The sequence below is a fragment of the Rheinheimera tangshanensis genome (assembly GCF_014645135.1).
GTDB classification, from domain to species: Bacteria; Pseudomonadota; Gammaproteobacteria; order Enterobacterales; family Alteromonadaceae; genus Pararheinheimera; species Pararheinheimera tangshanensis.
Genome location: NZ_BMLH01000003.1, coordinates 272,812 through 297,708 on the forward strand (window position 1 = coordinate 272,812; position 24,897 = coordinate 297,708).

General features: G+C 47.1%; 19 protein-coding genes and 6 tRNA genes. 12 read left to right on the forward strand and 13 right to left on the reverse strand.

Annotated features, from left to right (window positions below):
* The first annotated feature begins 39 nt into the window (after positions 1-39).
* From IEW88_RS08510 to IEW88_RS08535, 6 genes are all read left to right on the forward strand, one after another.
* Positions 40-115: transfer RNA gene (locus IEW88_RS08510), tRNA-Ala, on the forward strand.
* 16 nt (positions 116-131) lie between these two features.
* Positions 132-207, forward strand: a tRNA-Glu gene (locus tag IEW88_RS08515).
* A 26-nt stretch (positions 208-233) separates the two neighbouring features.
* Positions 234-309: transfer RNA gene (locus IEW88_RS08520), tRNA-Glu, on the forward strand.
* A gap of 35 nt (positions 310-344) precedes the next feature.
* Positions 345-420, forward strand: a tRNA-Glu gene (locus tag IEW88_RS08525).
* Between the two features lie 24 nt (positions 421-444).
* Positions 445-520: transfer RNA gene (locus IEW88_RS08530), tRNA-Glu, on the forward strand.
* Positions 521-542: 22 nt separating this feature from the next.
* Positions 543-618 (forward strand) — tRNA-Ala (locus IEW88_RS08535).
* Positions 619-785: 167 nt separating this feature from the next.
* Here IEW88_RS08535 and IEW88_RS08540 read toward each other — a convergent pair.
* Complete coding sequence (locus IEW88_RS08540) at positions 786-1,391, reverse strand: arylesterase (RefSeq protein ID WP_053424748.1); 606 nt, start codon at positions 1,389-1,391, stop codon at positions 786-788.
* Between IEW88_RS08540 and IEW88_RS08545 the strand changes: the two genes are divergently transcribed.
* Positions 1,390-2,106: an ABC transporter ATP-binding protein gene (locus tag IEW88_RS08545; protein ID WP_053424747.1), complete on the forward strand. Its 717-nt coding sequence runs from the start codon at positions 1,390-1,392 to the stop codon at positions 2,104-2,106. The two genes, IEW88_RS08540 and IEW88_RS08545, sit on opposite strands and share 2 nt — an antisense overlap.
* Positions 2,096-4,576 carry an ABC transporter permease gene (locus IEW88_RS08550; protein WP_147903724.1) on the forward strand — a complete coding sequence of 827 codons (2,481 nt, stop codon included), beginning with the start codon at positions 2,096-2,098 and terminating at the stop codon, positions 4,574-4,576. Before IEW88_RS08545 ends, IEW88_RS08550 begins: the two co-directional genes overlap by 11 nt.
* On the opposite strand, the gene IEW88_RS08555 is transcribed toward IEW88_RS08550, so the two are convergent.
* The 4 genes from IEW88_RS08555 to IEW88_RS08570 form a co-directional block, all read right to left on the reverse strand.
* Positions 4,567-5,460, reverse strand: a complete 894-nt coding sequence (locus IEW88_RS08555) for a TIGR01777 family oxidoreductase (RefSeq protein ID WP_147903723.1) — start codon at positions 5,458-5,460, stop codon at positions 4,567-4,569. The two genes, IEW88_RS08550 and IEW88_RS08555, sit on opposite strands and share 10 nt — an antisense overlap.
* Before the next feature lie 77 nt (positions 5,461-5,537).
* Positions 5,538-5,930, reverse strand: a complete 393-nt coding sequence (locus tag IEW88_RS08560; RefSeq protein WP_147903722.1) for a lysozyme inhibitor LprI family protein — start codon at positions 5,928-5,930, stop codon at positions 5,538-5,540.
* Positions 5,927-7,249 (reverse strand): ATP-binding protein, encoded by a 1,323-nt coding sequence (locus IEW88_RS08565; protein WP_147903721.1) that lies wholly within the window; start codon positions 7,247-7,249, stop codon positions 5,927-5,929. Before IEW88_RS08565 ends, IEW88_RS08560 begins: the two co-directional genes overlap by 4 nt.
* Entirely contained in the window at positions 7,250-7,927 is a 678-nt protein-coding gene (locus tag IEW88_RS08570) for a response regulator transcription factor (protein ID WP_147903720.1), read from the reverse strand. It abuts the gene before it with no gap.
* A 370-nt stretch (positions 7,928-8,297) separates the two neighbouring features.
* Between IEW88_RS08570 and IEW88_RS08575 the strand changes: the two genes are divergently transcribed.
* Positions 8,298-8,612, forward strand: coding sequence for a ComEA family DNA-binding protein (locus IEW88_RS08575; RefSeq protein ID WP_053424743.1), 315 nt, complete (start codon positions 8,298-8,300; stop codon positions 8,610-8,612).
* 17 nt (positions 8,613-8,629) lie between these two features.
* Here IEW88_RS08575 and IEW88_RS08580 read toward each other — a convergent pair whose 3' ends face one another.
* The 8 genes from IEW88_RS08580 to IEW88_RS08615 form a co-directional block, all read right to left on the reverse strand.
* The gene (locus tag IEW88_RS08580) at positions 8,630-9,853 is read right to left on the reverse strand and encodes an EAL and HDOD domain-containing protein (RefSeq protein WP_147903719.1); all 1,224 of its coding nucleotides are present in this window, start codon (positions 9,851-9,853) and stop codon (positions 8,630-8,632) included.
* Positions 9,854-9,996: 143 nt separating this feature from the next.
* The gene (gene putP / locus IEW88_RS08585; RefSeq protein ID WP_301331468.1) at positions 9,997-11,538 is read right to left on the reverse strand and encodes a sodium/proline symporter PutP; all 1,542 of its coding nucleotides are present in this window, start codon (positions 11,536-11,538) and stop codon (positions 9,997-9,999) included.
* Between the two features lie 116 nt (positions 11,539-11,654).
* On the reverse strand, positions 11,655-13,295 hold the full coding sequence (locus IEW88_RS08590; protein ID WP_147903718.1) for a BatD family protein: 1,641 nt from the start codon (positions 13,293-13,295) through the stop codon (positions 11,655-11,657).
* Positions 13,289-15,115, reverse strand: coding sequence for a VWA domain-containing protein (locus tag IEW88_RS08595; RefSeq protein ID WP_147903717.1), 1,827 nt, complete (start codon positions 15,113-15,115; stop codon positions 13,289-13,291). The genes IEW88_RS08590 and IEW88_RS08595 overlap by 7 nt, the downstream gene beginning before the upstream one ends.
* Positions 15,105-16,097, reverse strand: coding sequence for a vWA domain-containing protein (locus IEW88_RS08600; protein ID WP_147903716.1), 993 nt, complete (start codon positions 16,095-16,097; stop codon positions 15,105-15,107). Before IEW88_RS08600 ends, IEW88_RS08595 begins: the two co-directional genes overlap by 11 nt.
* The gene (locus IEW88_RS08605) at positions 16,097-16,555 is read right to left on the reverse strand and encodes a DUF4381 domain-containing protein (RefSeq protein WP_147903715.1); all 459 of its coding nucleotides are present in this window, start codon (positions 16,553-16,555) and stop codon (positions 16,097-16,099) included. The genes IEW88_RS08600 and IEW88_RS08605 overlap by 1 nt, the downstream gene beginning before the upstream one ends.
* Entirely contained in the window at positions 16,542-17,483 is a 942-nt protein-coding gene (locus tag IEW88_RS08610) for a DUF58 domain-containing protein (RefSeq protein ID WP_147903714.1), read from the reverse strand. The genes IEW88_RS08605 and IEW88_RS08610 overlap by 14 nt, the downstream gene beginning before the upstream one ends.
* 10 nt (positions 17,484-17,493) lie before the next feature.
* The gene (locus IEW88_RS08615) at positions 17,494-18,447 is read right to left on the reverse strand and encodes an AAA family ATPase (RefSeq protein ID WP_147903713.1); all 954 of its coding nucleotides are present in this window, start codon (positions 18,445-18,447) and stop codon (positions 17,494-17,496) included.
* A gap of 211 nt (positions 18,448-18,658) precedes the next feature.
* Here IEW88_RS08615 and fadI point away from each other — a divergent pair, with 211 nt between their 5' ends.
* The 3 genes from fadI to IEW88_RS08630 all read left to right on the forward strand — a co-directional run bounded on the left by fadI (position 18,659) and on the right by IEW88_RS08630 (position 24,425).
* On the forward strand, positions 18,659-19,969 hold the full coding sequence (gene fadI, locus IEW88_RS08620) for an acetyl-CoA C-acyltransferase FadI (RefSeq protein ID WP_053424735.1): 1,311 nt from the start codon (positions 18,659-18,661) through the stop codon (positions 19,967-19,969).
* Positions 19,969-22,092 carry a fatty acid oxidation complex subunit alpha FadJ gene (gene fadJ / locus IEW88_RS08625; protein ID WP_147903712.1) on the forward strand — a complete coding sequence of 708 codons (2,124 nt, stop codon included), beginning with the start codon at positions 19,969-19,971 and terminating at the stop codon, positions 22,090-22,092. Before fadI ends, fadJ begins: the two co-directional genes overlap by 1 nt.
* 239 nt (positions 22,093-22,331) lie before the next feature.
* A complete protein-coding gene (locus IEW88_RS08630; protein WP_147903711.1) occupies positions 22,332-24,425 on the forward strand; it encodes a S9 family peptidase in 2,094 nt (697 codons plus the stop codon).
* Positions 24,426-24,897: the final 472 nt, after the last annotated feature.

The window sequence follows — 24,897 nt, forward strand, 5'->3', positions numbered from 1 at the left end:
TCTTGTAGGGGATTGCTTAGCAACCTCTGCAATTGGTGTGGGGCTATAGCTCAGCTGGGAGAGCGCTTGCATGGCATGCAAGAGGTCAGCGGTTCGATCCCGCTTAGCTCCACCAAAGATTTTGTTCCAGTGTCCCTTTCGTCTAGAGGCCTAGGACACCGCCCTTTCACGGCGGTAACAGGGGTTCGAATCCCCTAAGGGACGCCAACAAAATCTGACAAACTGACTGTAGTGTCCCTTTCGTCTAGAGGCCTAGGACACCGCCCTTTCACGGCGGTAACAGGGGTTCGAATCCCCTAAGGGACGCCAATTAGTCAGTAAAAAAATGTGATGGTTATGCGCCTGTCCCTTTCGTCTAGAGGCCTAGGACACCGCCCTTTCACGGCGGTAACAGGGGTTCGAATCCCCTAAGGGACGCCAACATCATATGAAGACCTACCCAGTGTCCCTTTCGTCTAGAGGCCTAGGACACCGCCCTTTCACGGCGGTAACAGGGGTTCGAATCCCCTAAGGGACGCCACTTCAGCGTTGCATCTGCGAGTGGGGCTATAGCTCAGCTGGGAGAGCGCTTGCATGGCATGCAAGAGGTCAGCGGTTCGATCCCGCTTAGCTCCACCAAACTGAAAGACCTATCAAGCTTCGCATCTTCATCATAATCTCAACTACTTAACGCTTCAGCCTCCGTTCGCTGCTGACATATTCTCTATTGTGTCTTTACAGTTCAAGGCTGCAAAAAAAGCGGCTTAAAAGCCGCTTGCTGACATTCCTCAAACTTGGTTACATCTTTATTCTAGACTCGATACCAAAGGTAGCATTAAATCTGTGATCACGGGCTGTGCTTCCAGGTTCGGATGTAATCCGTCGGCTTGCATCCATTGTTGTTTTAACGCTATGGTCTCCATAAAGAAAGGCCATAGCGGGATCTGCTGCTGTTCTGCAATTTTTGGATATAACTCAGTGAATAATTTAGTGTAACGTGGGCCATAGTTCGGTGGAATACGTATTTGCATTAATACAGCCTTGCTTTGTTGCTGCTTTATTTGTTGTACCATGGCATTGAGATTGGCTTCCAGCTGGGGAATAGGGAAACCACGCAGACCATCGTTGGCACCCAGTTCAATCAGCACATAATCGGGTTTGTGTTGTTCGAGCAGGGCAGGTAGGCGAGCCAGACCTCCACCTGAGGTTTCGCCACTGATGCTGGCGTTGACCAGTGTCCACCCCGTGTTCTGTTCTTTCAGCTTTTGCTGAAGCAGATACACCCAACTTTGTTGTTGGCTTAACCCATAACCGGCGCTCAGACTATCGCCCAGAATTAACAGCGTTTTGGCTTGCACTGCAGCTGCGGTGAAACACAAGACCAAAAGCATAACGTAGATGAATCGAATCATGAAAACACCTGTACCTCATATTGTTGCAAAAGATGTTGTGAAGAAAGTTCAGCTTACCGGATCTGAGCTTACCATACTGCAAAATATCGACCTTAGGATCAATCAAGGCGCGACAGTTGCCATAGTTGGAGCTTCGGGTTCAGGTAAGTCTACTTTATTAGGTATTTTGGCAGGTTTGGATCAGGCAAGTTCAGGGGAAGTGTACCTGGCAGGTCAGGCGTTGCATCAACTTAGTGAGGATGAACGTGCTGAATTAAGAGCACGCTCTGTTGGTTTTGTGTTTCAGTCGTTTTTGTTGTTACCCAGCCTGACGGCATTAGAGAATGTCACCTTACCGGCAGAGTTGGCCGGTATGCCTGATGCTCGGGCCCGTGGTCTGGAGCTATTGGCTCAGGTTGGGTTAAGCCACAGAGCCGATTTCTTTCCTAACCAGATGAGTGGAGGGGAGCAACAACGAGTCGCTATAGCCAGAGCTTTTATTACCAAACCCGCTGTGTTGTTTGCCGATGAGCCTTCGGCCAATCTGGATAGTGCGACAGGTGAAAAAATAGAAGATTTATTGTTTGAACTGAATGAGCAGCAAGGTACCACTTTAGTCCTGGTGACGCACAATCATGAGTTGGCTCAGCGTTGCCAGTTCAGATTTCAGATGCATGCAGGCCACTTAACGGCTGATTTAACTCAAGCTACAGAGGATCAACGTCATGTGGGGTAAAATAGCCTGGCGGCTGTTCTGGCGTGAGTTAAGCCGTGGGGAGTTATGGGTCATAGCCTTTTCACTATTTTTAGCTGTGCTGACTGTGGTGAGCTTATCCGGTATCACCGAATCGGTCCGTTCTGCTTTGTATCAGCGTAGCGCTAATTTTGTTGCTGCCGATCAAATTCTGCGCTCCAGCGTTGGCTTTAATGAACAAGTGCAACAACAGGCTGACGAGCTTCAACTGCGGTCATCACGGCAAGTGCAGTTTAACTCTATGTTATTTGCCAAAGATTTGATGCAGCTTGTTTCTGTTAAGGCAGTTTCTTCCGCTTACCCGCTGCGAGGTGAATTGAAATTAAGTGCTTCGCTGACCGACGCTACGGCACTGGCCTCTTTGCAACCCCATCAGTTGTATCTTGAAAGCCGTCTTTACAGTTTGCTGAACATTAAAGTAGGTGACAGTCTTGAGTTAGGTGAAAAAGTATTTACCGCAGCAGGTGTTATTGTGGCTGAACCTGATGCCCCCTTGTCTGTATTTGGCAGTTCGCCACGGGTATTGATGCATCTTGATGATGTCGCTGCAACCGGAATTATCCAGCCAGGTAGCCGCATCAGCTATCGCTTAATGTTCGCAGGTAGCCAGCAAGGTCTTGAGCAGTTAGAAACGCAAACGAAGCAAATGCTGGGACCACAAGACAGATGGCAGAAAATGGACAGAGAATCCGCCATAGGCGGCGCTTTGGATAGATCAGAGCGGTTTTTATTGTTATCGGGATTACTTGGCATAGTGCTGGCCGCTTGTGCCGCAGCAGTAGCCGCGAATCGGTATAGTCAGCGCCATGCCCGCTCTGTCGCTGTGATGAAAGCATTGGGTGCTTCGACCACCCTGAGCAGGAAGATTTACGGCAGTCATTTGCTTTTTGTCGTGTTGTTCAGTGTGAGTTTTGGTTTGCTGGCAGGTCAGTTGCTGGTACAACTGAGTCAATGGGGCGTTGGATTCTGGATGCCTGAGTATCTGGCAGAATTTAGTGTCCGCCCTTTAGGTTTAGGTGTGTTAACTGCGGCTATTTGTGCTGTGTTGTTTTCGGCCAGGCCATTATGGCGTTTAGCTGCAGTACCTGCACTTAATGTGCTGCGGGAAAAGCCCGATCAATTAAAATTTGACCCGGTGCATTTAATCAGTGGCTCTGTCGCCATTTGGTTATTGATGTGGCTTTTTAGTGGTGATATTTGGATCAGCAGCTGGTTATTTGCGCTCTGTCTGGTATTTGCCGCTTTGTTGATGGGGTTTGCTGCCGTATTGGTGCGGGTAGCTAAACCCATGGCTGCAGGGCAAAGTAGTGCGTTACGACTGGCTCTTGCCAATTTACGCCGCAGGTTATGGCCTAATGCGTTCCAGTTGATCACCTTTAGTCTGGCTTTATTTTTAACTCTGTTGCTGTATTTTTTACGCTCTGAGTTGCTGGACCAATGGCAACAGCAGGTGCCTGAAGGCGCGCCGAATCAGTTTCTGGTGAATTTAACGGAGCAAGATAAAACCTCGTTGCAGCAGCTGGCCGCTGAGCACAAACTCAGCCTGACTGACTTTTATCCTATGGTTAATGGCCGGGTCCTGGCGGTTAATGGTGAGAACTTTGCCGATGAAGCGACAAAAGAAAAACCTGAGCAGCGACAAGGTGTTGGACGTGAGCTGAATTTGACCTGGTTAACACAAATGCCGGACAACAATAAGCTGGAGAGTGGGCAGTGGTTTACCGCGCAATCTAAAGCTGAAGTGTCGGTTGAGTCTCAAATGGCGGAGCGTTTACAGTTAAAGCTTGGTGATACCTTGCAGTTTTCTGTCGGTGGTCAGGTATTCGATGCAAAAATAAGCAGTATTCGTAAAGTGGACTGGAACAGTCTGCAGCCCAACTTCTACATGGTGCTGTCGCCTGATCTGATGCAGGGGTTTCCTGCCACTTATATCACGGCGTTTTATCTGGATATGTCAGAACAAGACTTGTTGAATCAGATAGTGCGACAATTCCCTACTGTCAGTCTGATTTCTGTGGATACTATCTTAAAGCAGGTCAATGACATTATCAGCCAGGTGTCTGTGGCCTTAACCTTTATTCTAATTCTGGTGTTTGCATCAGCAGTGCTGGTATTAGTTGCGCAGGTGCAGGCGACGTTGGAGCAACGTGAGCAGGAGCTGGCTATTCTGCGCACTTTAGGTGCGAAGTCGGTGTTCTTAAAATCTGCCTTGTTGTATGAGTTTGCTGCGTTGGGTGCTTTGGCCGGACTATTTGCAACAGTGCTTGCAGAAGTTCTGCTTGCTGTAGTTCAGCAGCAATTTTTTGACTTGCCTTACAGTCCACACTGGAGTTTATGGTGGTTAGGCCCTGTCTTAGGTGTCGGCTTAGTCACCGCATTAGGTGCATGGCAGGTTAGGGTTTTACTGAAAATGTCCGGTAGCACCTTGTTACGTCGCGCCCTTCAAAATTGAAGGGCGTTTAAAGCTTCTTTCAGCTGTGGATGGTGAAACTCAAAGCTATTGTCCAGCAGTCGTTTCGGCTGTACGTTCTGACCGAATAACAGAAGATCAGCCATCTCGCCAAAAGCCAAACGCAGCACAAAAGCAGGCACTGTAAAAGGTGCCTTTTTACCAAAACGTTCAGCGAGCAACTGACTAAACTGCTTGTTAGTGACAGGGCGGGGGGCTGTGGCATTAAAAGGCCCACTTAAATCATCTCGGTACAGTAAAAAATCGATTAAGCGCACCATATCGTCCAGATGGATCCAGGACATAAATTGCTTGCCATCACCAACAGGACCGCCCAACCCAAGCTTAAACAGCGGTAGCATCTTGCTAAGAGCGCCTCCTTTGCTACTCAGTACTATGCCTGTGCGCAGTATACAGACTCTGGTGTGCTCACCGGCTGCACGTTGTGCCAGATTTTCCCAACGTGCGCAAATATCATGGCTGAATTCAGGATAAAAAGAACTGTGCTCCTCTGTAACAATCTGGCTACCCTGACGGCCATAAAAGCCAATGGCAGAGCCGCTGATCAACACTTTAGGTGGGGTAGTACAGTGCTGAATTTTTTCCACTAAAGCTTCGGTGATTTGCCAGCGACTTTGACAGATTTTTTGTTTTTGCGATTCACTCCAGCGCTTGTCGGCAATAGCTTCGCCAGCCAGGTTAACCACTGCATCAAGCTGATTAAAATCTATCTCATCAAGAGACTGATGATAGCTGGCGTCAATGGCTAAAATTTCTCTGGCTTTGGCGACGGAACGGCTGAGAATAACCAACTGGTGTTGGTCTTGCCACTGTGCAACAAGGGCTCTACCAATCAGCCCTGTCGCTCCTGTAATTAAAATCTTCATCCGTATCTCCGTATCGATAAGTGACTGAATACAGCCAAGTATAAGCACTTATATACGGTTGTGTGGCATATTGTGGTTTAGTCTGATGTCGAGTTAACGTGCTTTAAAAACTCGATACGTTGTTTCAGGTGATACAACTGGCATTGTTTGTAAGAGACGCTTGCCGTGTGATTATCGGGCAACTGACCGACAAATTGCCAACGACAGTCCTGTTCAGTATAAAGCTCGAAGCTTTGACGGGCTTTATTAAATAATTTCAGACCATCTTTACGACCCGTGCTGCTGGCTTGTTCTTCCAGTTTAAACAGATGGTTATTTTCCCAACTGGTTAGCTCTCGTCTGGTCTGCTGCAGTTGTTGATCCAGACACTGCATATAGTCAACTTTGTTCTGCTGCTGCGGATCACAGTTTTGTTGGGCACTGAGCGGGAATGCGCTGATGACGGTCAAAAGTAGCAACGGTTTGATCATTTAATGCCTGACTCCGGAAAGCGTATAACAAAACGGGCGCCCCCTAATGGACTTTGAGAGACCTGCAGTTCACCTGAGTAGGATTTTACCAGCTCAGAGACGATGGAAAGACCTACGCCATGTCCTTCTTTGTAGGTATCTAAGCGGGTGCCTCGCTCGAATAGTTCTTCTCTTTTATTGGTCGGTATACCAGGGCCGTCGTCTTCAATATCCAGCTGCAAGGGTTTACCAAAAGCACTGATCTTTACGTTGTGATTGCAGGCTTTGCAGGCGTTATCCAGCAGGTTACCCAGAATTTCCATTAAATCCGTTTCATCGCCCCGAAACACCACCTGATCTGTGCACTGGATGTCAATCTGACAGCCTTTATCCCGATAGATTTTGCTTAAGGCCTGTTCCAGTTTATCAATTAGCGGTTTGACTTTGATTTGTTTATGCCACAAATCCTGGCCTGAACTGGAGGCGCGTTTGAGCTGATGTTCTATCATGCCGGTAATACGATCCAATTGTTCACGCAATTCAGGTTGCTCTGACAGTTTTGAGGTACGCAGCACCGCTATAGGTGTTTTTAACGCATGGGCCAGATCACTTAAGTGATGACGATAACGCTGCTTTTGTCTGTTTTGATTCGCCAGCAACAGGTTTAAATCTTCTTTGATTTTATTTAGTTCTGAAGGATAGTCGTGCAGCAGTTGCTCTTGCTGACCACTTTCCAGTTTATGAATTTCTTTATCCAGAGAGGTCAGAGGCTTAGTGATCCAGTAATACGCCAGCAAGGTCAGACCTATCAGGACCAAGGCTATGCCAATAAACCATTGGCTTAAGGTTTTCCGGAAAGCTTTTAATGGCTCTTGCAGCAGTTGATCATTCTGCACAACATGAATAGTCAACGGCAGAGTGTTATCACCTAAATCAAACAGCACTGAAAAAGACAAGACCCAGTATTTTTGCTGATACTGTTCCATCAAAACAAATTCGTGAGATGCGGGCAGAATTTGATGGGTTGGAGGGTCAAACTGCTGATTGATTGACGAATCGGACTGCCAGAGCAATTCGTTTTCGCTGGTAATAAAAGCAGCAAGCCCTGAATCAGGGCGATAAAAATCTGGCGGCAGCAAATTATTACTCAATTCCACTTTGCCATCTTTAGGCTGAACTTCGGCCAAAATGGAGTACATGTGCACTTCGAGTTTTTGCTCAGTGCTGGTCAGTAGTTGGGTATAAAAAGCCTGCTCTATCGCAAAAAACGAACTGGGCAATAAAAAGAACAATAAAAACAGGCTGATAATACCCTGACGAACCTTGAGCGATAACTGCATTTAGCTAACTGCCATAGTGAAACGATACCCACGGCCACGTAAAGTTTCGATAGGTTTTAATTCACCATCCGGGTCGAGTTTTTTGCGCAGACGTAAGACAAAAACCTCAATTACGTTACTATCCAGATCAAAATCCTGATCATAGATATGTTCGGTCAGCTCGGTTTTAGAAATCACTTTATTTGGATTATGCATAAAGTACTCCAGCACTTTGTACTCATAAGCGGTCAGACTGACTTCATCTTCACCTAACCAAACCTGTTGAGTCCTGCTGTTCAGTCGGACCGGGCCTGAATGCAGCATCGGATCAGGTTGACCTGCAGCGCGGCGTATCAATGCATTAATACGAGCCAGCAGCTCTTCGGTATGAAAAGGTTTAGTTAGATAGTCATCCGCACCTGCATCCAGACCTTGTACTTTCTCCTGCCAACTACCACGAGCCGTCAATACGATAACCGGCGTCTTAATGTCATTTTGCCGTGCTTTACGAATAAGACTCAGCCCATCCATTTTTGGCAGACCAATATCAATAATGGCCAGATCATAAGGGTACTCACTTAACTTAAACCAACCGTCAGCACCATCATGAGCTACGTCTACACTAAATTGCTGCTGCACCAAATGTTCGCGAATTTGTTCCGCCAATAAGCTCTCGTCTTCAACAACTAATAAACGCATGGGACTTCCTTTTAAAATGGGCAAAGACAAAGTGGGGTTATGCTAAATCACTCTGCCAGTTGCAGCAATCCTTAACATCAGACAAATCGTTGAAAGTGTAAGAGTCAGGCTCTGAATTGCGGCTGAACACCTTTAGTCGTCTTGATTGAGGTCATGCTGTACTTTCGTCTTACTGCACCTTTCATTAGGTGATTTTTTGTTTTTAAAATGTAAAAATAATGATGCAAAAAGTTGTCTTTTAGCTATCTTTATTGACGAGGTTGCAACTCAAAGTAGTTTCTTTGTCTTCGTTTACCGGATTGTAGTTACTGACAACAACCTTCAGCAACACAGTGAGAGGGCAAGAAACTGTTAAAAGGAGAGAACTGTGATGAAAATCGCACTCGTTGCAGCAGTCGTGGCCAGTCTGGCCTGTGCAGTTAATCTGACCGTAGCTCAGGAACTGGCGAAAGCCCCTCTGTCTGTTCCTGCCGCAGCCAAAGTGGCTGATAAAGCCAAGCTGAATATTAATCAGGCTTCGATAGAGCAGCTGGTTGCTGTGCCTGGTATAGGCGAAAAGAAGGCGAAGGCCATTAAAGACTATATCAGTGCAAATGGTCCGATCAAAGACCAAAAGCAGCTGACAGAAGTCAAAGGCATTGGTGATAAATTAGCCGCTAAAGTAGCGGAGCACGTCAGTTTTTAAGCCGAAAAAGGCGCTCGTCAGTGGTCGCCGAGCGCTTTCATTTGTTCGTTGGCCCATTGTACTGCCGTATGGTAAGCATCAGGTACAGACTTACTATCGAGTTTGAGTGATAAGATCAATGCATTGGCATCATCCCAGGCTGCTTGCTCGTAAAACTTAATCAATTGCAGAAATTGCGCCATAGGCCCTATACCGTCGATCAGCGCGTCTTTGATGTCTTTGGACAGTGGCAATTTACTCATCACTGAGCTCATTGGCTCATCCAGAATCGCATCTATCAGTGACATCATACCGGTTAAAAAAGCTTTGGATACCTCAGCAAAGCCTGCAAGGACAGCAATATCCTCGGCAAAACGCGCTCTGGTCATCGCCAGTCGCATCAGTTCTGCAGGTTTATCACTGCTGATTTGAGCCGTAAAAAGTACAGATAAAAAACGTTTCAGCTCAGCCTGACCTAAAACCACTATAGCTTGCTTAATAGTCGCTATGTCTGTGCGTCGTTTAAAGACCGCGGAGTTGGTGTAACGCAGTAGTTTATAAGAGAGATGTACATCGCGTTCAAATACACTGGTGATGGTATGTAAATCCATCTCCGGCTTTGCTGTTTCATACAATAGCTCAGCCAGTGTCATTTGTGCTGGTGATAAAGCGCGGCTTTGCATCATTTCCGGACGCGAAAAAAAGTAGCCCTGAAAATACTCAAAACCTAAGTCCAGTGCCTGCAAAAACTCTTCGTTACTTTCTACTTTTTCGGCCAACAGTTTGATGTGAGGAAAGTCTTTAATAGCCGCTTTGATTTGCATAATGATATCAAGGCTGGTTGCACGAAAATCAATTTTAATGATATCGATCAGAGGGTAAAAATGCCGCCAAACCGGCTGATGAATATAGTCATCCAGCGCCAGAATATAGCCTTGAGCCTTCAGCGATTCGCATTCTGCTAATAAACGTTTTCCAGGCTGCACTGTTTCCAGTATTTCGATCACCACTTGTTCGCAGGGCAACATCGAAGGATATTTCTTCAGCAAAGAGTCAAGCGTGAAGTTAATAAAGCCGGGCTTATCGCCCAAAAACTCATCCAGCCCTAAATTCAGCTGACTGCCTTCAATCATTCTGGACGTCGCTTCGTTGCTGTCTACTTCGGGAAATACGTTTTCTACACCATCCCTGAACAACAGCTCATAGGCAAACAGGTTTTTATCTTTATCCAAAATAGGTTGGCGCGCGGTGTAAAAATACATAAATCCCTGAACAGCGAAACAGAAGTCATGCTTCAATGTAGCAAAGATCTATGGGAAATGACTACGGTCCTGCAGATTTTTTCAAAGGCCATATCAGAACAACATCGGGCAATCCATCAAGGGGAACGCCCGAACGCTGATACTCAGTTATTTTCTAACTTATCAGATACTTGTTTAAACAAATTACTTACTTCTGCTGCAGGGGTCGACGTAGCCAGACTGACAAGCCAAGTCAGGAGAGTGGAAATAAATACGCCGGGGATCATGGCGTAAAGGAAGTCATTTAATTGTTTGCCATCAATTTGATAAGGACTATAGGCCCAGAACAAGACAGTTAAGGCTCCTGCGCCTATACCAGCCAGGGCGCCCCAATGATTCATTCGTTTCCAGTACAAGCTCATCAATACGACAGGACCAAAAGCTGCACCAAAGCCTGCCCAGGCGTTGGCAACCAGACCTAAGATGGAACTGTTGCTGTCAAGCGCGAGCAGGATAGCGACAAGAGCTACAGCAAATACTGAAACGCGACCAATCAACACCTGCTGTTGATCCGTTGCTGCTTTGTGCAGGAAGGTTTTGTAGAAATCCTGAGTTAACGCACTGGATGTCACTAATAACTGCGAAGAGATGGTACTCATAATAGCGGCCAGAATAGCAGCTAATAACAAGCCACCTACAAATGGATGGAACAACACTTGCGACAGCAGGATAAAAATAGTTTCCGGGTCTTTCAGTGGCAGTTGGGTTTGCTGCACATAGGCGATACCGACAAAACCTATGGCCATGGCGCCTAAAATAGAAATAATCATCCAGGACATGCCAATACGACGGGCTGCTTTAAAATCTTCGACTGAACGTATCGCCATAAAACGCACTATGATATGAGGCTGGCCAAAATAACCCAAACCCCAGGCCAATAAAGAGATAATGCCAAGCACACTGGTGCCGGTGAATAAATCCAGATGTTTGGGGTTCAGTTGCTCTATAGTCGCAAACATCTGACTTGGCTGGTCTAAGGCACTAAATGCAACGAGTGGCACCATCACCAGCGCAATAAACATAATCATGCCTTGGACAAAGTCCGTCATGCTGACGGCTAAAAAACCACCCAGCAGGGTATAGGCAATCACAACGCCTGCAGTCAGAAACAGACCAAACTCATAATCCAGACCAAAAACTTCATCAAACAACTTGCCGCCTGCCACCATGCCGGAAGAGGTGTACAAGGTAAAGAATACGACGATAACTAAAGCTGAGACCAGACGTAACAGCCGTGTTGGATCGGCAAAACGATTTTCCAGATAGTCGGGTAGGGTGATGGAATCTTTGGCTAATTCGGTATAGACCCGAAAACGGGGGGCGAGCAGCATGTAATTGAGATAGGCACCAATGACTAAACCCACCCCAATCCAGATTTGAGAGATACCCGCCACATACATGGCACCAGGCACCCCCATCAGTAACCAGCCACTCATATCAGAGGCGCCGGCCGACAAAGCAGTGACTGCAGGGCCTAACTTACGACCTCCGAGCATATACTCAGACAAATTACTACTGGATTGACGATAGGCGTACAAACCTATTGCCAACATAGAAAGAAAATAAATAGATAAAGCTAAGATGGTTCCCGTGGCCACAGTGGTTCTCCCAGATTGGTCTTTTTTATAGTTATAAGGCTGGCGCATGCTACCAATAGCAGCAACCAACAGCCAGTTTTTTAAGGCAGACCACCAAAGTGCTGCTGCCAATCACGGCTGATCTCCAGAGTGAACAAAAGTTATTCTCAAAACCTCAACAGGCTCTAGTGTGGATAGAGCTCAGGCAAGGCTGATGAAGCAGTGGCTTTTTCCAATACTAGTTTTGACCAGCAAATCCACAAGGCTTTCCCTTGCCAGCTTTGCTGATTTTTCTGATACAGCTGTTGGTTTAACAGCTGTAATTGCTCTGCAAAAGCCGGATCTTTACACCAGTCAGCTAATTCAGTTAATGAGGCAGGTGGGCGGCCGAATTGCTGTTCTGCCCATAGCATCAGCCACTGTCGTGCTGCAGGTGCATCATTGTTATGGCAAGCATTCTGCAACTTTTTGGGATTTGCTTTGGCTATATCTGCAGGCTGAATAGTTGACTTGGCTACAACTTTTGTTGGTCTGAACCAAAGCAATACAGCCACAGAGCTCAGCCAGAGCAGACTGAGCAGCGTGCTGGTGTGGTTCCATTGCCACGGATTTTCCACTGCAGTTCCACTTAAGGGCGGTTGTGCTGTTGGTATAATCACAGGTGCTGCATTTTGTTGGGGTAATTCAGGATTCAGCTGCACTGTTAAGCGCTTTTCCGGCAACGTGGCGTAATGCACTGAGTTGGTCTTTTTGTTCCACCAGGGCAATTTCACCTCCGGCAAAACCAGTTCACCAGCTTGATTGGCAACGACTGCCATGCTGAATACTTTTTGAGAGACCAGGGTGCCATTGCGTTCGGCTTGCTTGGCATGAGGTTGTTCTTTATAAAGTTTTACACCATCAGGAGTGTCAAGAGTTAAATCCGGCAACTGGTGCTCTGCCACATCCAGTGCTGTGATGGTAATAGTGCGGGTGACAGGCTCGCCTTGAGTGAGCTGATCGGTTGCCGGACTCCATTCTTCATTCAGGCTGACCAAATCAGCGATGAGCCAGTCGCCAGGGAAGTTATCCGGTTTCGCCGCCACCTCAATGGTTATGTCATTGGCCTTAGCACTGACCGCTTTGGTTTGAGCAAAATAGTCATAACGACCAGAGTTTCTGTCGAGCATTTCACCGCTGAGGACTGAGCCTGGCAGCACAAAAGTGCCACTGCGCTCAGGGATCACACGGTATTGACGGGTAAAGGTGCGGTAACGTTCTCCGTTCACCAGCTCAGAACCTTCTTTATCTTTACCCAGTTGCTCGATGCTCAGACCTTCTACTTTGGGCTCACTCAGCGAACCTCGCTGTAAGTCGCCCTGAAAAAAGATTTTTACTTCCAGATACGCCAGCTGCTGTACATAAAGCTGAGTGCTGTCCAGACTACTTTGTAAAAACAGCTGAGCGTCGTTATCGGTTTGAGTCTGCGCTGAACCTTCGACCACTTCGACTTCAATAGCCGTGGAACTAACACCTTCAATCTCAAAAGATGGAATGATAAAAGTGCCCTGTTGTTTGGCCTTGAGTAACAGACGCCAACTGGTGGTACGGCTGGCTTTTCCATTGACGATTTGCATTTGCTGGCCGAGCGAAGGACCCTGCACCAGAAAATCTTTATCCAATACGGAAAAATCAGGCTGAGTGGCAACCTGATCATCGGCGACCAACTCCAGCACCGCTGTTTCACCTAGTAACAAAGGATTCTTATCCAAAGATACCTTTAATTCAGTCAAGGCCCAGGCAGGACTACTTAGTATTAACAACAGGCAGAACCACTGCTTTACCATTCTTCAACAACTCCGGCTGGTGGTTGGTCATAACGACGTTTTTGATATTCAATCGCCATCTTGCGACGCAATAACAACGAAGGGTCATCTTGCACTTTGCGCAATAGATTATCCAGTTGCTGACTTTGTTCAGCATTAGCATTCGGCCAGGCTTGCGAAATAGCCTTTTGTTGCTGAGTTTCTTTGTTGTCTTTGTCTTGTTCTGCCTGTTCTGAAGCTTGTTGCTGCTCTTGTTGTTTTTGCTGTTGTTCAGTTTGACCAGGCGGCTGATCTTTTTGTGAAGCGGCATCATTACCTTGTTCAGCAGACTGCTGTTCAGAGGATTGCTGCTCTTTTGATTGTTGTTTTGAACCCGAACCTTCAGCTTTTTCTCCGGACTGGTCGCCGGATTGATCTTCTTGCTGCTGGTCCTGCTGCTCGCCATCCCCTTTTTGTTGCTGCTGTTGCTGCTGTTGCTGCTTTTGCTGTTCCAGCGCTTTTTTCACCGTATCCAGGTTTTGCTGCGCTTTTTCAAACTGTGGATTTTTTGTCAGCGTTTGCTCGTAGGCCTCTATCGCCTGCTGGTACTTTTGTTGCTGTGCCAGGCTATTGCCGAGGTTATAAAGCGCATCTGCAGTATCCAGCTGGCGATAAGACTGCTCAGCTGCGGCATAATCCTGCGCTTTATAGGCGGCATTCCCTTTCCATAAAGGGTCTTCAAAACGCTGCCAGGCAGTTGCGTAATCGCCTTGCTGATAGGCTTGTTGGGCTTTTTGTTGTTGAGTTTGCCACAGGTCACTCCATTCAAAAGCTTCAGCCTTTGGCATAAAAAGTACCAGTACAAACACAGTCAGCGCACCACGTTTGTGTAGCCATAAAGCGAGTGGGAGCAATAACCAGACCAGATAAACCGCATTGTCCTGCCATTGATCACCAAAAAGTTTTTGCTGATCGTCACTGTCTGCTTTTTTATCCAGAGGTTTTAATGCCAACAGGGCCTGAATATCGCTCTCTTCTGAACTTGCTACCGCAAACACACCGGAGCGCAACTCTGCCAATTGTTGCAACTGCACCAAAGGGACTCTGGGAAGGACAATTGCGCCCTGGCGGTCTTTTAACAGCTCACCATTGCTCAACCGCACCGGGGCTCCTTGTGATGTGCCAAAGGCCAGCACAGACAAGCGGTGGGGAAAGTTATCCATCAGTTCACGCAAGCGGGTGTAGTCAGAGGAAGCAAAGCCATCGGTAAAAAGCACCACATCACCTTGCAGATAACCCCCTTGTTTTAAAAGCTGGTCAGCCAAGAGCAGGGCTGCCTCCAGGTTAGAACCCTGCACCGGCATGATATCGGGGCTGAGTTCGGGCAAAAGCAGCCGTACGTTATTGTGATCCTGAGTTAAAGGGGATATCACAAAAGCGTCACCGGCAAAACTGACCAAAGCCAATTCACCTTCTTTAATACCATCGATATAGTCCAGCGCTTTAAAACGGGCCTGAGTAAAACGGTCCGGCGATAAGTCCGTGGCACGCATCGACATCGACATATCCATCAGGATCACAGTGGCTTTTTTTAGTTGAAACACCGGCTGGGGTAAACGTTGCCAACTTGGTCCAGCCAGAGCTATCAGGCTAATCAGCCAGATGAGCAACAATAGCCACAGTACAGGTTTTTGTCGCTGCAGAGCAGGCACTGTTAACAGCTCTTTTTGCAAATGAGGTGCTATGCAATGTTGCCAGGCGCTTTGGGGGCGACATAGTTTGGCAAATAAACCCCAAATCAGCACAGTGGGGAGCAGCAACCAGAAATACTCTGGTCTTAACCAGTGAAAATCAGCCCACATTTTTAAATCTCCCAGACCATTGGATCTGGCCCAAGGCAAGCAACACAGAACAAAACAATGCCGCTAATAAGGGCCAGTGCAACAGACTTTGTTGTGGTCTATAACTAATTTGGTCGCGTTCTATCGGTTCTAACTGATCCAGCAGCTTATAAATTTGTGCCAGTTCAGCTAAATCCCGGGCCCGGAAATACTTGCCCCCTGTTTCTTCTGCGATACGTGTCAGCAGCACTTCATCCAAATCCTGCGATGGGTTAATCAATTGGCGGCCAAAAATGCTTTGTTGCACCATTTGTTCTGCACCGACGCCTACAGTATAAATTTTTACTCCAGCCGCTTTAGCCAGTTGCAAGGCCTCCAAGGGTTGGATCACGCCCGCAGTGTTGGCGCCATCACTTAATAAAATCAGTACTTTGTTTGAGGTTTCATAGGTGTTTAAGCGTTTTACAGCTAAGCCTATGGCTTCGCCTATCGCAGTACGTTCACCGACCAAGCCCCGAACCGCTTCATCCAACATGGTTTGAATAGTGGTTAAATCATAAGTTAAAGGGGTTTGTTGATAAGCTGCGTCACCAAATAAAATAAGACCTATCCGGTCGCCCTTACGCTGCTGAATAAAGTCGCTGACCACCAGCTTGACGGCCTTCAATCGGTCAATGCTTTGACCCTGATGCTGCATATCACTGATGGCCATAGAACCAGATAAATCCAGCGCTAACATTAAATCGCGGCCTTGTTGTGGCAAGGTCACGGTTTCACCCAGCCATTTAGGTTGAGTGGCACTGAGCACTAAAAAACACCAGCATAGGAGTGCGAGTAAAGTTTTAACAGATCGTGGGGCTTTGCTGGCTAAACCAGAATTTTGACCGCTAACCTGAATTAAGGCTTTGTGTTTGAGCGGGCTGCCTTGTTGCTGAGTTTTACGTCGCAGCAGCAAGGGCAGAGGCAGCAGGATCAATAACCAGGGGTAGCTGAATTCAAACATCAAAGCCGCTCCAGCTGTTTGACACAAACTTTATTTAGCCACTGTGTAGCAAACTGCAGATAAGCGGAAAAATCGCCTTCTGTGGGCGCTGATTTATACAACAAGCTTTGTAGGTCAGGTAACGATTGTAGTGGTAATTGCTGCTGTAAAAAATCCTGCCATTGCTGCACAGGCGCAGACAACACCGGATGTCGTGGGCTGTAGCAATGCACCAGTCGTTTTAATAGTTCGTTTAATTGCGCACTCTGCTCTGGCCTGTTGATCAGGCGCAACTCTGCTTTTGCCTGGCGTAAAGGTAAGGCTTTTTGCCATTTTTGCCAGAAAAAACGAAAGCCATAAGCCATGAATAAAACAACCAGCACAGCGAGCAACCACCAACCTGGCGCCGGTGGCCAGAAGGTATTGAGCACTGGTTCCTGTATATCAACTAACGCCAGTTGCGGTTCAGTGTTCGCCATCAGGCCAACTCCTGTTTAATTGTTCAATTAAAGGCAAAGCAGCGCTGATTTCCAAATAGCGGCAGTTCAGCTTTTTTAAATTCAGTTGCAAGGCTTGCTGCCACTGGCTTTGTTGCTGCTTGTAACTGTCTTTTAAGCTCGATGAGCCCAAGTCCAGAGTTTTGAGTTGCTGGCCGTCAGTCACTGCAGCTAAACCTGAAGCGGACAAGGGCAGTTGTAAATCCAAAGGGTCGGTAATATGCACACAACGAATTTCATTATGCTGGCGCATCGCCTGTAAATGACGCAAGCCTTGTGCGTCAAGTGTGCTGAAATCTGAGATCACAAAAAGAAGTGATCCAGGACGGGCTAAACGCCGCATTAAACCCAAAGCATGATTAAGATTGGACTCTGCCGCCATCCCCTGGTTTTGCTGAATCTTAATCAGTGCGTTTAAATAGCGTAATACCGCCTGACTGCGAGCTGCAGGTTTAAGCTCCAGCAGTTGTTGTTCACTAAAGATCAGACCACCCAATTTGTCGCCGGTTTCACGCACATGCCAGGCCAATAAAGCCGCTAAATGTGCTGCCTGCACTGACTTAAGCAATAACTTTGTGCCAAAGCGCATCGACTCGGATAAGTCGGTCAGGATAAAAACCGGACGCTCTTTTTCTTCGCGAAATAGCTTAGTGTGTACTTTGCCTGTGCGGGCAGTCACCCGCCAGTCGATGGTACGCACGTCATCACCGATCTGGTAATGCCGTACTTCATCAAACTCCATACCTCGGCCTTTACTGCGGGCAAGATAACTACCTGCCAGCTTACTTTGGATGGCCATTTTGGGAGCTAAATCCAGCAAAGCATGGTGGCGCTGATAGGCCAAAAGCTGCGGTAAATCCAGATGGATACCGTCTGTGGCCAGTTGTTCAAGCTGAAGTTGGGTATTCATCAAAGCCACATCAGGCAACCGGAACCAGTTTTAAAATCTCTCTGAGCACATCATCTGTGCTTAAACCCTGAGCTTCGGCATCGTAGGTTAAAATCAGACGATGACGTAACACATTAAAAAATACCGCCTGAATATCATCTGGCGTAACAAAATCACGGCCTTCTAACCAGGCTTTAGCACGGGCGCAGCGCTCCAATGCAATACTGGCGCGTGGACTGGCGCCATAAGCTATCCATTTGGCAAGTTGCTCGCTATAAGCTTTGGCGTTTCGGGTTGCCATCACCAGCTGCACTATGTAGTTTTCCAGACTTTCGGCCATGTGCAGTTTTAAAATATCCTGACGGGCAGCAAAAATATCGGCCTGACTAATAGGGCTTAATTTGGCTTTGACATGGGCTAAAGCTTCACCGCGGGTTAAACGCAGAATAGCCAGTTCAGTAGCTGCATCCGGGTAATCGACTTTCAGGTGCAATAAAAAACGGTCCAGCTGCGCTTCAGGCAATGGATAAGTGCCTTCCTGCTCTAGTGGGTTTTGTGTGGCCATGACTAAAAACAGTTCGGGCAGCGCATAAGTTTTGCGTCCTACCGTAATTTGTTTTTCCGCCATAGCTTCTAACAAAGCCGACTGCACTTTAGCCGGTGCGCGGTTAATTTCGTCGGCCAAAATAATATGGTGAAATAAAGGACCAGCCTGAAATTCAAATTGGCCTGTTTCAGGGCGATAGATATCTGTGCCTGTTAAATCAGCGGGTAATAAATCCGGCGTAAACTGAATGCGGTGAAAACGGCCTTCAACGCCGTGAGCCAGCGCATTCACCGCACGGGTTTTAGCTAAACCCGGTGGGCCTTCCACCAGCAAATGACCATTGGCCAATAACGCCAACAAAATACCTTCCGTCAGCGCATGCTGACCTAAGACCTGACTGTCCAGATAGTCTTTTAAAGCGGAGAATGCCTTTACCATAATACTCACTACTGTTTTTTAGTTATCGTCATGACTTATTGTTGTTTGTTTTCCAAGCAGTTAGCTTGAAAAAAAGCTAGGCTAAGACCACTTGCTTTTATATAAGGTTCAAGACGTTTTAAAACAAGTGTTTTAATTTGTCTAATCTCTGGTTACAATCAAAAGTAACTACAGGTCAGACCTGTCACGAGTCACATTAAGAGGATTGTTCATGGCTGCGCCAATACAACTTACCACACGTCAGGGAGACCGTATCGCCATAGTGCGTGGTCTGCGTACTCCATTTGCAAAACAAGCCACCGAATTCCATGGTGTTTCAGCACTGGAGCTGGGCAAGCTGGTGGTGAACGAGCTGCTGATCCGCAGCGAGCTGTCGCCCAAGTTAATAGATCAATTGGTTTTTGGTCAAGTTGTACAGATGCCGGAAGCGCCAAACATTGCCCGTGAAATCGTATTAGGTACGGGCATGAATGTGCATACCGATGCCTTTAGTGTGACCCGTGCTTGCGCCACCAGTTTCCAGTCTGTGGTCAGCGTGGCTGAAAGTATGATGGCAGGGCACACTGAAATCGCCATCGCCGGTGGTGCAGATTCAAGCTCTGTTTTACCTATTGGCGTCAGCAAAAAATTAGGTCGTGCTTTGGTCGATTTAAACAAAGCCAAAACTTTTGGTCAGAAGCTGGCGATTTTCCGCCGTTTAGGTTTAAAAGATTTATTGCCAGTACCTCCGGCAGTAGCTGAATACACCACGGGCTTGTCTATGGGCGATACGGCGGAGCAAATGGCCAAAACTCATGGTATCAGCCGTGCTGATCAGGATGCACTGGCGCACCGTTCACACAGCTTAGCTGCACAAGCCTGGAAAGACGGCTTGTTAAAAGATGAAGTAATGGCCGCTCATATCGAGCCGTACAAAACCTTCCTTGAAATTGACAACAATATTCGTATGGATTCCAAACTGGAATCTTACAGCAAGTTAAAACCAGTATTTGACCGTCAGTTTGGTACTGTCACAGCGGCTACAAGCACGCCTTTAACAGATGGTGCTTCTGCTGTACTGATGATGACGGAAAGCCGCGCCAAAGCTATGGGCTATGAAGTGCTGGGTTATATCCGCAGCTATGCTTTTGCCGCTATCGACGTGTGGGAAGATATGCTGATGGGCCCGTCTTATGCGACGCCAATTGCTTTGGATCGCGCTGGTTTGAAGTTATCTGACTTAACCCTGATTGAAATGCACGAGGCTTTTGCCGCTCAGGCGCTGGCCAATATGAAAATGTTTGGCAGCAAAACTTTTGCTGAACAAAAACTGGGCCGAGCTGAAGCCATAGGTGACATTGATATGGCGAAATTTAACGTCATAGGTGGCTCTTTGGCTTACGGCCATCCTTTTGCGGCTACAGGCACCCGTTTAATTACTCAAACCTTAAATGAATTAAAACGTCGTGGTGGTGGTATTGGTTTAACCACAGCCTGCGCGGCAGGTGGTTTAGGCGCAGCTATGATTGTGGAGACTGAATAATGACTCAGCCTACTTTTAGTTTAACAGTAAGGCCAGATCAGATTGGTGTGATCAGCATGGATGTAGCTGGCGAGAGCATGAATGTGCTTAAAGCTGCTTTTGCTGATGAGATTAAATCTCTCCTTGGCGAAATTAAAAACAACAAAGACATCAAAGGTTTGGTGATTATCAGTGGCAAAGCTGATTCCTTTATCGCTGGTGCTGATATATCGATGCTGGATGGCTGCACTACAGCGCAGCAAGCTGAAGACATTGGCCGTATGGGCCAACTGGTGTTTAACCAGCTTGAAGCTTTAGCTATTCCGTTAGTAGCCGCTATTCATGGCCCTTGTTTAGGTGGTGGTTTAGAGCTGGCTTTAGCCTGTCATGCCCGTGTTGCCACTACAGATAACAAGACTGTATTGGGTTTACCTGAAGTGCAGCTGGGCTTATTGCCAGGCAGCGGTGGTACTCAGCGTTTGCCTCGTCTGGTTGGCATTCAAAAAGCATTAGATATGATTTTAACCGGCAAACAGCTGCGTGCTGCTCAGGCGAAAAAAATCGGTTTAGTGGATGCCGTAGTGCCGAAAAGCATTTTGCTGGAGGCGGCGGTGCAACTGGCGCTTAAAGGCAAACCAGCGGCACGGGATGTCAAACTGAACTTTGTCGGTAAAGTGCTGGAAAAAACGCCTTTTGGTCGCGCCATTTTGTTTAGTCAGGCTGAAAAACAAACTTTAGCCAAGACGCATGGCAATTACCCGGCACCGCTGAAAATCCTCAAAGCCATTAAAGCTGGGGTGGACGGTGGTTTTAATAAAGGCCTGGATGTGGAAGCCAAAGCTTTTGGTGAGCTCTGCATGACCAGCGAGTCCAAAGCCTTACGCTCGTTATTTTTTGCCACCACTCAGATGAAAAAAGAGACAGGGGCTGGGGATGTGCAGCCGCGTAAAGTGCGCAAAGCCGCTATTTTAGGTGGTGGTCTGATGGGCGGTGGTATCGCCAACGTTACCGCCACTAAAGCCGGTGTGCCAGTGCGGATTAAAGACATTAGCCAGCAGGGTATTTCCAATGCAATGAAATACAGCTACAGCCTGCTGGAGAAAAAGCTGCGTAAACGTTTTGTCACGAAGACTGAAGTACAAAAACAAATGTCTTTACTAACAGGTACCACAGATTACAGCGGTTTCCACGATGTGGATTTAGTGGTCGAAGCTGTGTTTGAAGATTTAAACTTAAAACAACAGATGGTCGCTGATATCGAAGCCAACTGCTCAGAACATACGGTTTTTGCCAGCAACACCAGTTCATTGCCTATAGGCCAGATCGCAGCCAAAGCGGCTCGCCCGGAAAATGTGATTGGTCTGCATTACTTCTCTCCTGTGGATAAAATGCCACTGGTCGAAGTGATAGCTCATGACAAAACCTCGGCTGAAACTATAGCCACTACTGTGGCTTTTGCCCGTAAGCAAGGTAAAACGCCTATAGTCGTCAAAGACGGTGCAGGTTTTTATGTCAACCGTATTCTGGCGCTGTATATGAACGAAGCGGCTAATATTTTGCTTGAAGGCGAACCAGTTGAAGCGTTGGACAAAGCGCTGGTGAAGTTTGGTTTCCCAGTCGGTCCTATTACTTTACTGGATGAAGTGGGAATAGATGTTGGCGCAAAAATATCGCCTATTCTGCTGAATGAATTGGGTGAGCGTTTTACTGCACCAGCGGCTTTTGACCGCTTACTGGCGGATGGCCGTAAAGGCCGTAAAACCGAAAAAGGGTTTTACCTCTATGGCGCCAAAGCCAAAGGTAAAAAGCAGGTCGATGCATCAGTCTACAGCGTGCTGGGTTTAAACCCGCAGGCTAAGCTCAGCGGCGATCAAATAGCGCTGCGCTGCACAGTGCAAATGCTGAACGAGGCCGTGCGCTGCTTAGAAGAAGGCATTATCAGCAGCGCCCGTGACGGTGATATAGGCGCTATCTTCGGTATCGGCTTCCCGCCGTTCTTAGGTGGCCCTTTCCGTTATATCGATCAGATGGGGTCAGCCACTTTAGTTGCGCACCTGCGCAGCTTTGAGAGTCGTTTTGGCGCACGTTTTGCCCCAAGCAAACTTCTGTTGGAAAAAGCAGAGCAAAACACGACTTTTTATTAAGTCCTCCTTTGACCCGCAAAAGGCTTCTTATTGACAGAAGCCTTTTCTTTTTCTGCCGCGCTACTGCTGCTTTGCTGCTGCATTGTTTTGTTACATCTTATTCGTCGTATCAACTGTTCTTGCTGTGGTTGTAAAACTGCTGGTGTGTTAACGTTTTGTTGTTTTTAACCACTCAGTCCAACCACAAAAGAGAGAGAAATATGCCTAATCCGGTCGGTATCCTTGGTTATGGAGTTGTTATGCTCAGCAGTTTTCAATTGATGGCTGCTATGCCATCTGCAGCCCCTGTGGCACCAGTCAAACCTTATGTCGTGAAATCAGAACATGGCGACAGGCAAGACCCTTATTATTGGTTGCGGGACGATAAACGACAGGCTCCTGAAGTTCTGGCTTATCTCAACGCAGAAAATCAGTATTACCAGCAGTATGCAGACCAATACAAAACACTGAGCAAAACTTTGGCTGATGAAATTATTGGTCGCGTTAAACAGGACGACAGTACAGTGCCTGTGGTGAAAGGCGACTATTCCTACTACACCCGCTATGAGCAAGGCAAAGAGTATCCGATTTATGCCCGTAAGCCCAAAGCGGGCGGCGCTGAACAGGTGATGCTGAATGTCAATGAGTTAGCTAATGGCAAAGATTTTTATCAGATTGGCAACTTTCAGGTCAGCCCTGATCAACAGCTGCTGGCTTATGCAGAAGATACTACAGGCCGTCGCAATTACACGCTCAAAGTCCGGGATTTACGTACAGGCAAAGACTTAGACACGGCTATTACTGGGGCTGAAGCCTCTATCGCCTGGTCGGCAGATAACAGTCAGCTGTTTTATATTGAAAAAGATCCGCAAACTTTATTAGGCACTAAAGTTCGTCGTCATACGCTTGGACAGGCTGTTGCCAAGGACGAAGTACTGTACGAAGAAAAAGACAGCAGTTTTTACATGGGGGTTAGCAACAGTGCCGATGATAAGTTCGTCGTGATTTGGCTCGGCAGCACAGTATCCAATGAAATGCTGGTGCTCAAATCCGACGATAAAAAAGGCAAATTTACTGCGATAGCCCCGCGTCAGCGCGATTTTAAATATGAAGTAGAGCATATCAATAACCGCTGGGTCATCATGACCGACTGGGATGCGCCTAACTACCGCCTGATGACGGTCAATGATGACCAGATTGGTGATCGCGACCGCTGGCAGCCGCTGCTTGCGCATGACCCGGATGTGTTTATTGATTCCTTCCAGCTTTTTAACGACTATCTGGTGATTAACGAGCGCAGCAATGGTTTGGACAGAGTGCGTTTGATGCCATGGTCTGATTTAAGCAAAGCCCGCTATGTCGAATCCGACGAAGCGGCTTACGTGGCGAAAACTGACAACAACCCAGAGCAAAACAGCCAGTGGCTGCGTTACAGCTACACCTCCCTGACGACTCCACCTTCTGTCTATGAAATGCATATGAAAACAGGTGAAAAACGTTTGTTAAAACAACAGGAGGTTTTAGGTGGTTTTGATAAAAACAATTACCAGACAGAACGTGTTTGGGCCAAGGCCAAAGACGGTACTCAAATTCCGGTCAGCCTGCTGTATAAAAAAGGTCTGAAAAAAGACGGCTCAGCCCCTTTGTATCAATATGCTTATGGCTCTTATGGGATCTCAAGCTCTCCATCCTTTCGAAGTACAGTGATCTCTTTAGTCGACCGGGGTTTTGTTTACGCTATAGCTCATATTCGTGGTGGTCAGGAAATGGGCCGCAGCTGGTATGAAAACGGCAAGCTGCTGAAAAAGGTCAACACCTTCACCGACTTTATCGACGTGACTGATTACCTGGTGGCAGAAAAATATGCTGCGAAAGATAAAGTCTTTGCGATGGGCGGCAGTGCAGGTGGCTTGCTAATGGGCGCTATTGCCAATATGGCTCCGGATAAATACCGTGGCCTGGTGGCTCATGTGCCTTTTGTCGATGTGGTGACTACTATGCTGGATGAGTCTATTCCACTGACGACCAATGAGTTTGACGAGTGGGGTAATCCAAAACAAAAAGTTTATTACGACTATATGTTGTCCTATTCACCTTATGATCAGGTGAAAAAACAGGCTTATCCTGCCATGTTAGTCACTACAGGTTTGCATGACTCACAAGTACAGTATTTTGAACCGGCGAAATGGGTCGCTAAGCTGCGTACCGTTAAAACCGATCAGCAACCTTTACTGTTCCGTACCAATATGGAAGCGGGCCATGGCGGCAAATCTGGCCGTTTCTCACGCATGATTGAAATTGCTGACGAATACGCTTTTATCTTGTCACTGCTGCCGGCAACTCCTGCCTCTTAATTAAGCAGATAACCAAAAGGCGCTGCAGTTGTTGCCGGCGCCTTTTTTATAACCCTGACTCAGACTTTCGTCGCAATTGTAGTTATTTTTCGAAGCCAAGCTCAGCTCAGTCTGGTATAGTGCGGCGGTTTTTTAAGCAGTGTGACCAAGCAGGAGTTCAGTGTGGTTTTTATCCTGAGTCTTTTTTGTCTGAGCAGCGTTAGTGTTTATATTGCAGCGTTACGCTCTGGTATGGCGGCTAAACGCTGGGCTTTGGCGGCGTTGTGCTTAGGACCTATAGTGCTTCCACTGTTTCATAATCATAAAAGACTGGCTTTACGCCGCGCTTTCGGTCGCTTTTCAAATTTCTTTTAACACTGATCTCGCCTCTAATTCCTGACGTATCAAAATTTGCAATTTGGACGGATTAAAAGGGTTATTCGTCAATCAGTTGCGATTATTTTCTGAACAAAATGCGGCTTCTGTGGCATTC

What these genes read in the sequence shown, in the direction of transcription:
- IEW88_RS08565 (WP_147903721.1), bottom strand. Translation starts at nt 7,249, where the DNA reads ATGCAGTTATCGCTCAAGGTTCGTCAGGGTATTATCAGCCTGTTTTTA.
- IEW88_RS08605 (WP_147903715.1), bottom strand. Translation starts at nt 16,555, where the DNA reads ATGGCGAACACTGAACCGCAACTGGCGTTAGTTGATATACAGGAACCA.
- IEW88_RS08580 (WP_147903719.1), bottom strand. Translation starts at nt 9,853, where the DNA reads ATGTATTTTTACACCGCGCGCCAACCTATTTTGGATAAAGATAAAAAC.
- IEW88_RS08555 (WP_147903723.1), bottom strand. Translation starts at nt 5,460, where the DNA reads ATGAAGATTTTAATTACAGGAGCGACAGGGCTGATTGGTAGAGCCCTT.
- fadJ (WP_147903712.1), top strand. Translation starts at nt 19,969, where the DNA reads ATGACTCAGCCTACTTTTAGTTTAACAGTAAGGCCAGATCAGATTGGT.
- IEW88_RS08575 (WP_053424743.1), top strand. Translation starts at nt 8,298, where the DNA reads ATGAAAATCGCACTCGTTGCAGCAGTCGTGGCCAGTCTGGCCTGTGCA.
- IEW88_RS08550 (WP_147903724.1), top strand. Translation starts at nt 2,096, where the DNA reads ATGTGGGGTAAAATAGCCTGGCGGCTGTTCTGGCGTGAGTTAAGCCGT.
- IEW88_RS08570 (WP_147903720.1), bottom strand. Translation starts at nt 7,927, where the DNA reads ATGCGTTTATTAGTTGTTGAAGACGAGAGCTTATTGGCGGAACAAATT.
- IEW88_RS08540 (WP_053424748.1), bottom strand. Translation starts at nt 1,391, where the DNA reads ATGATTCGATTCATCTACGTTATGCTTTTGGTCTTGTGTTTCACCGCA.
- IEW88_RS08560 (WP_147903722.1), bottom strand. Translation starts at nt 5,930, where the DNA reads ATGATCAAACCGTTGCTACTTTTGACCGTCATCAGCGCATTCCCGCTC.
- fadI (WP_053424735.1), top strand. Translation starts at nt 18,659, where the DNA reads ATGGCTGCGCCAATACAACTTACCACACGTCAGGGAGACCGTATCGCC.
- IEW88_RS08590 (WP_147903718.1), bottom strand. Translation starts at nt 13,295, where the DNA reads ATGGTAAAGCAGTGGTTCTGCCTGTTGTTAATACTAAGTAGTCCTGCC.
- putP (WP_301331468.1), bottom strand. Translation starts at nt 11,538, where the DNA reads ATGCGCCAGCCTTATAACTATAAAAAAGACCAATCTGGGAGAACCACT.
- IEW88_RS08630 (WP_147903711.1), top strand. Translation starts at nt 22,332, where the DNA reads ATGCTCAGCAGTTTTCAATTGATGGCTGCTATGCCATCTGCAGCCCCT.
- IEW88_RS08600 (WP_147903716.1), bottom strand. Translation starts at nt 16,097, where the DNA reads ATGTTTGAATTCAGCTACCCCTGGTTATTGATCCTGCTGCCTCTGCCC.
- IEW88_RS08615 (WP_147903713.1), bottom strand. Translation starts at nt 18,447, where the DNA reads ATGGTAAAGGCATTCTCCGCTTTAAAAGACTATCTGGACAGTCAGGTC.
- IEW88_RS08545 (WP_053424747.1), top strand. Translation starts at nt 1,390, where the DNA reads ATGAAAACACCTGTACCTCATATTGTTGCAAAAGATGTTGTGAAGAAA.
- IEW88_RS08610 (WP_147903714.1), bottom strand. Translation starts at nt 17,483, where the DNA reads ATGAATACCCAACTTCAGCTTGAACAACTGGCCACAGACGGTATCCAT.
- IEW88_RS08595 (WP_147903717.1), bottom strand. Translation starts at nt 15,115, where the DNA reads ATGTGGGCTGATTTTCACTGGTTAAGACCAGAGTATTTCTGGTTGCTG.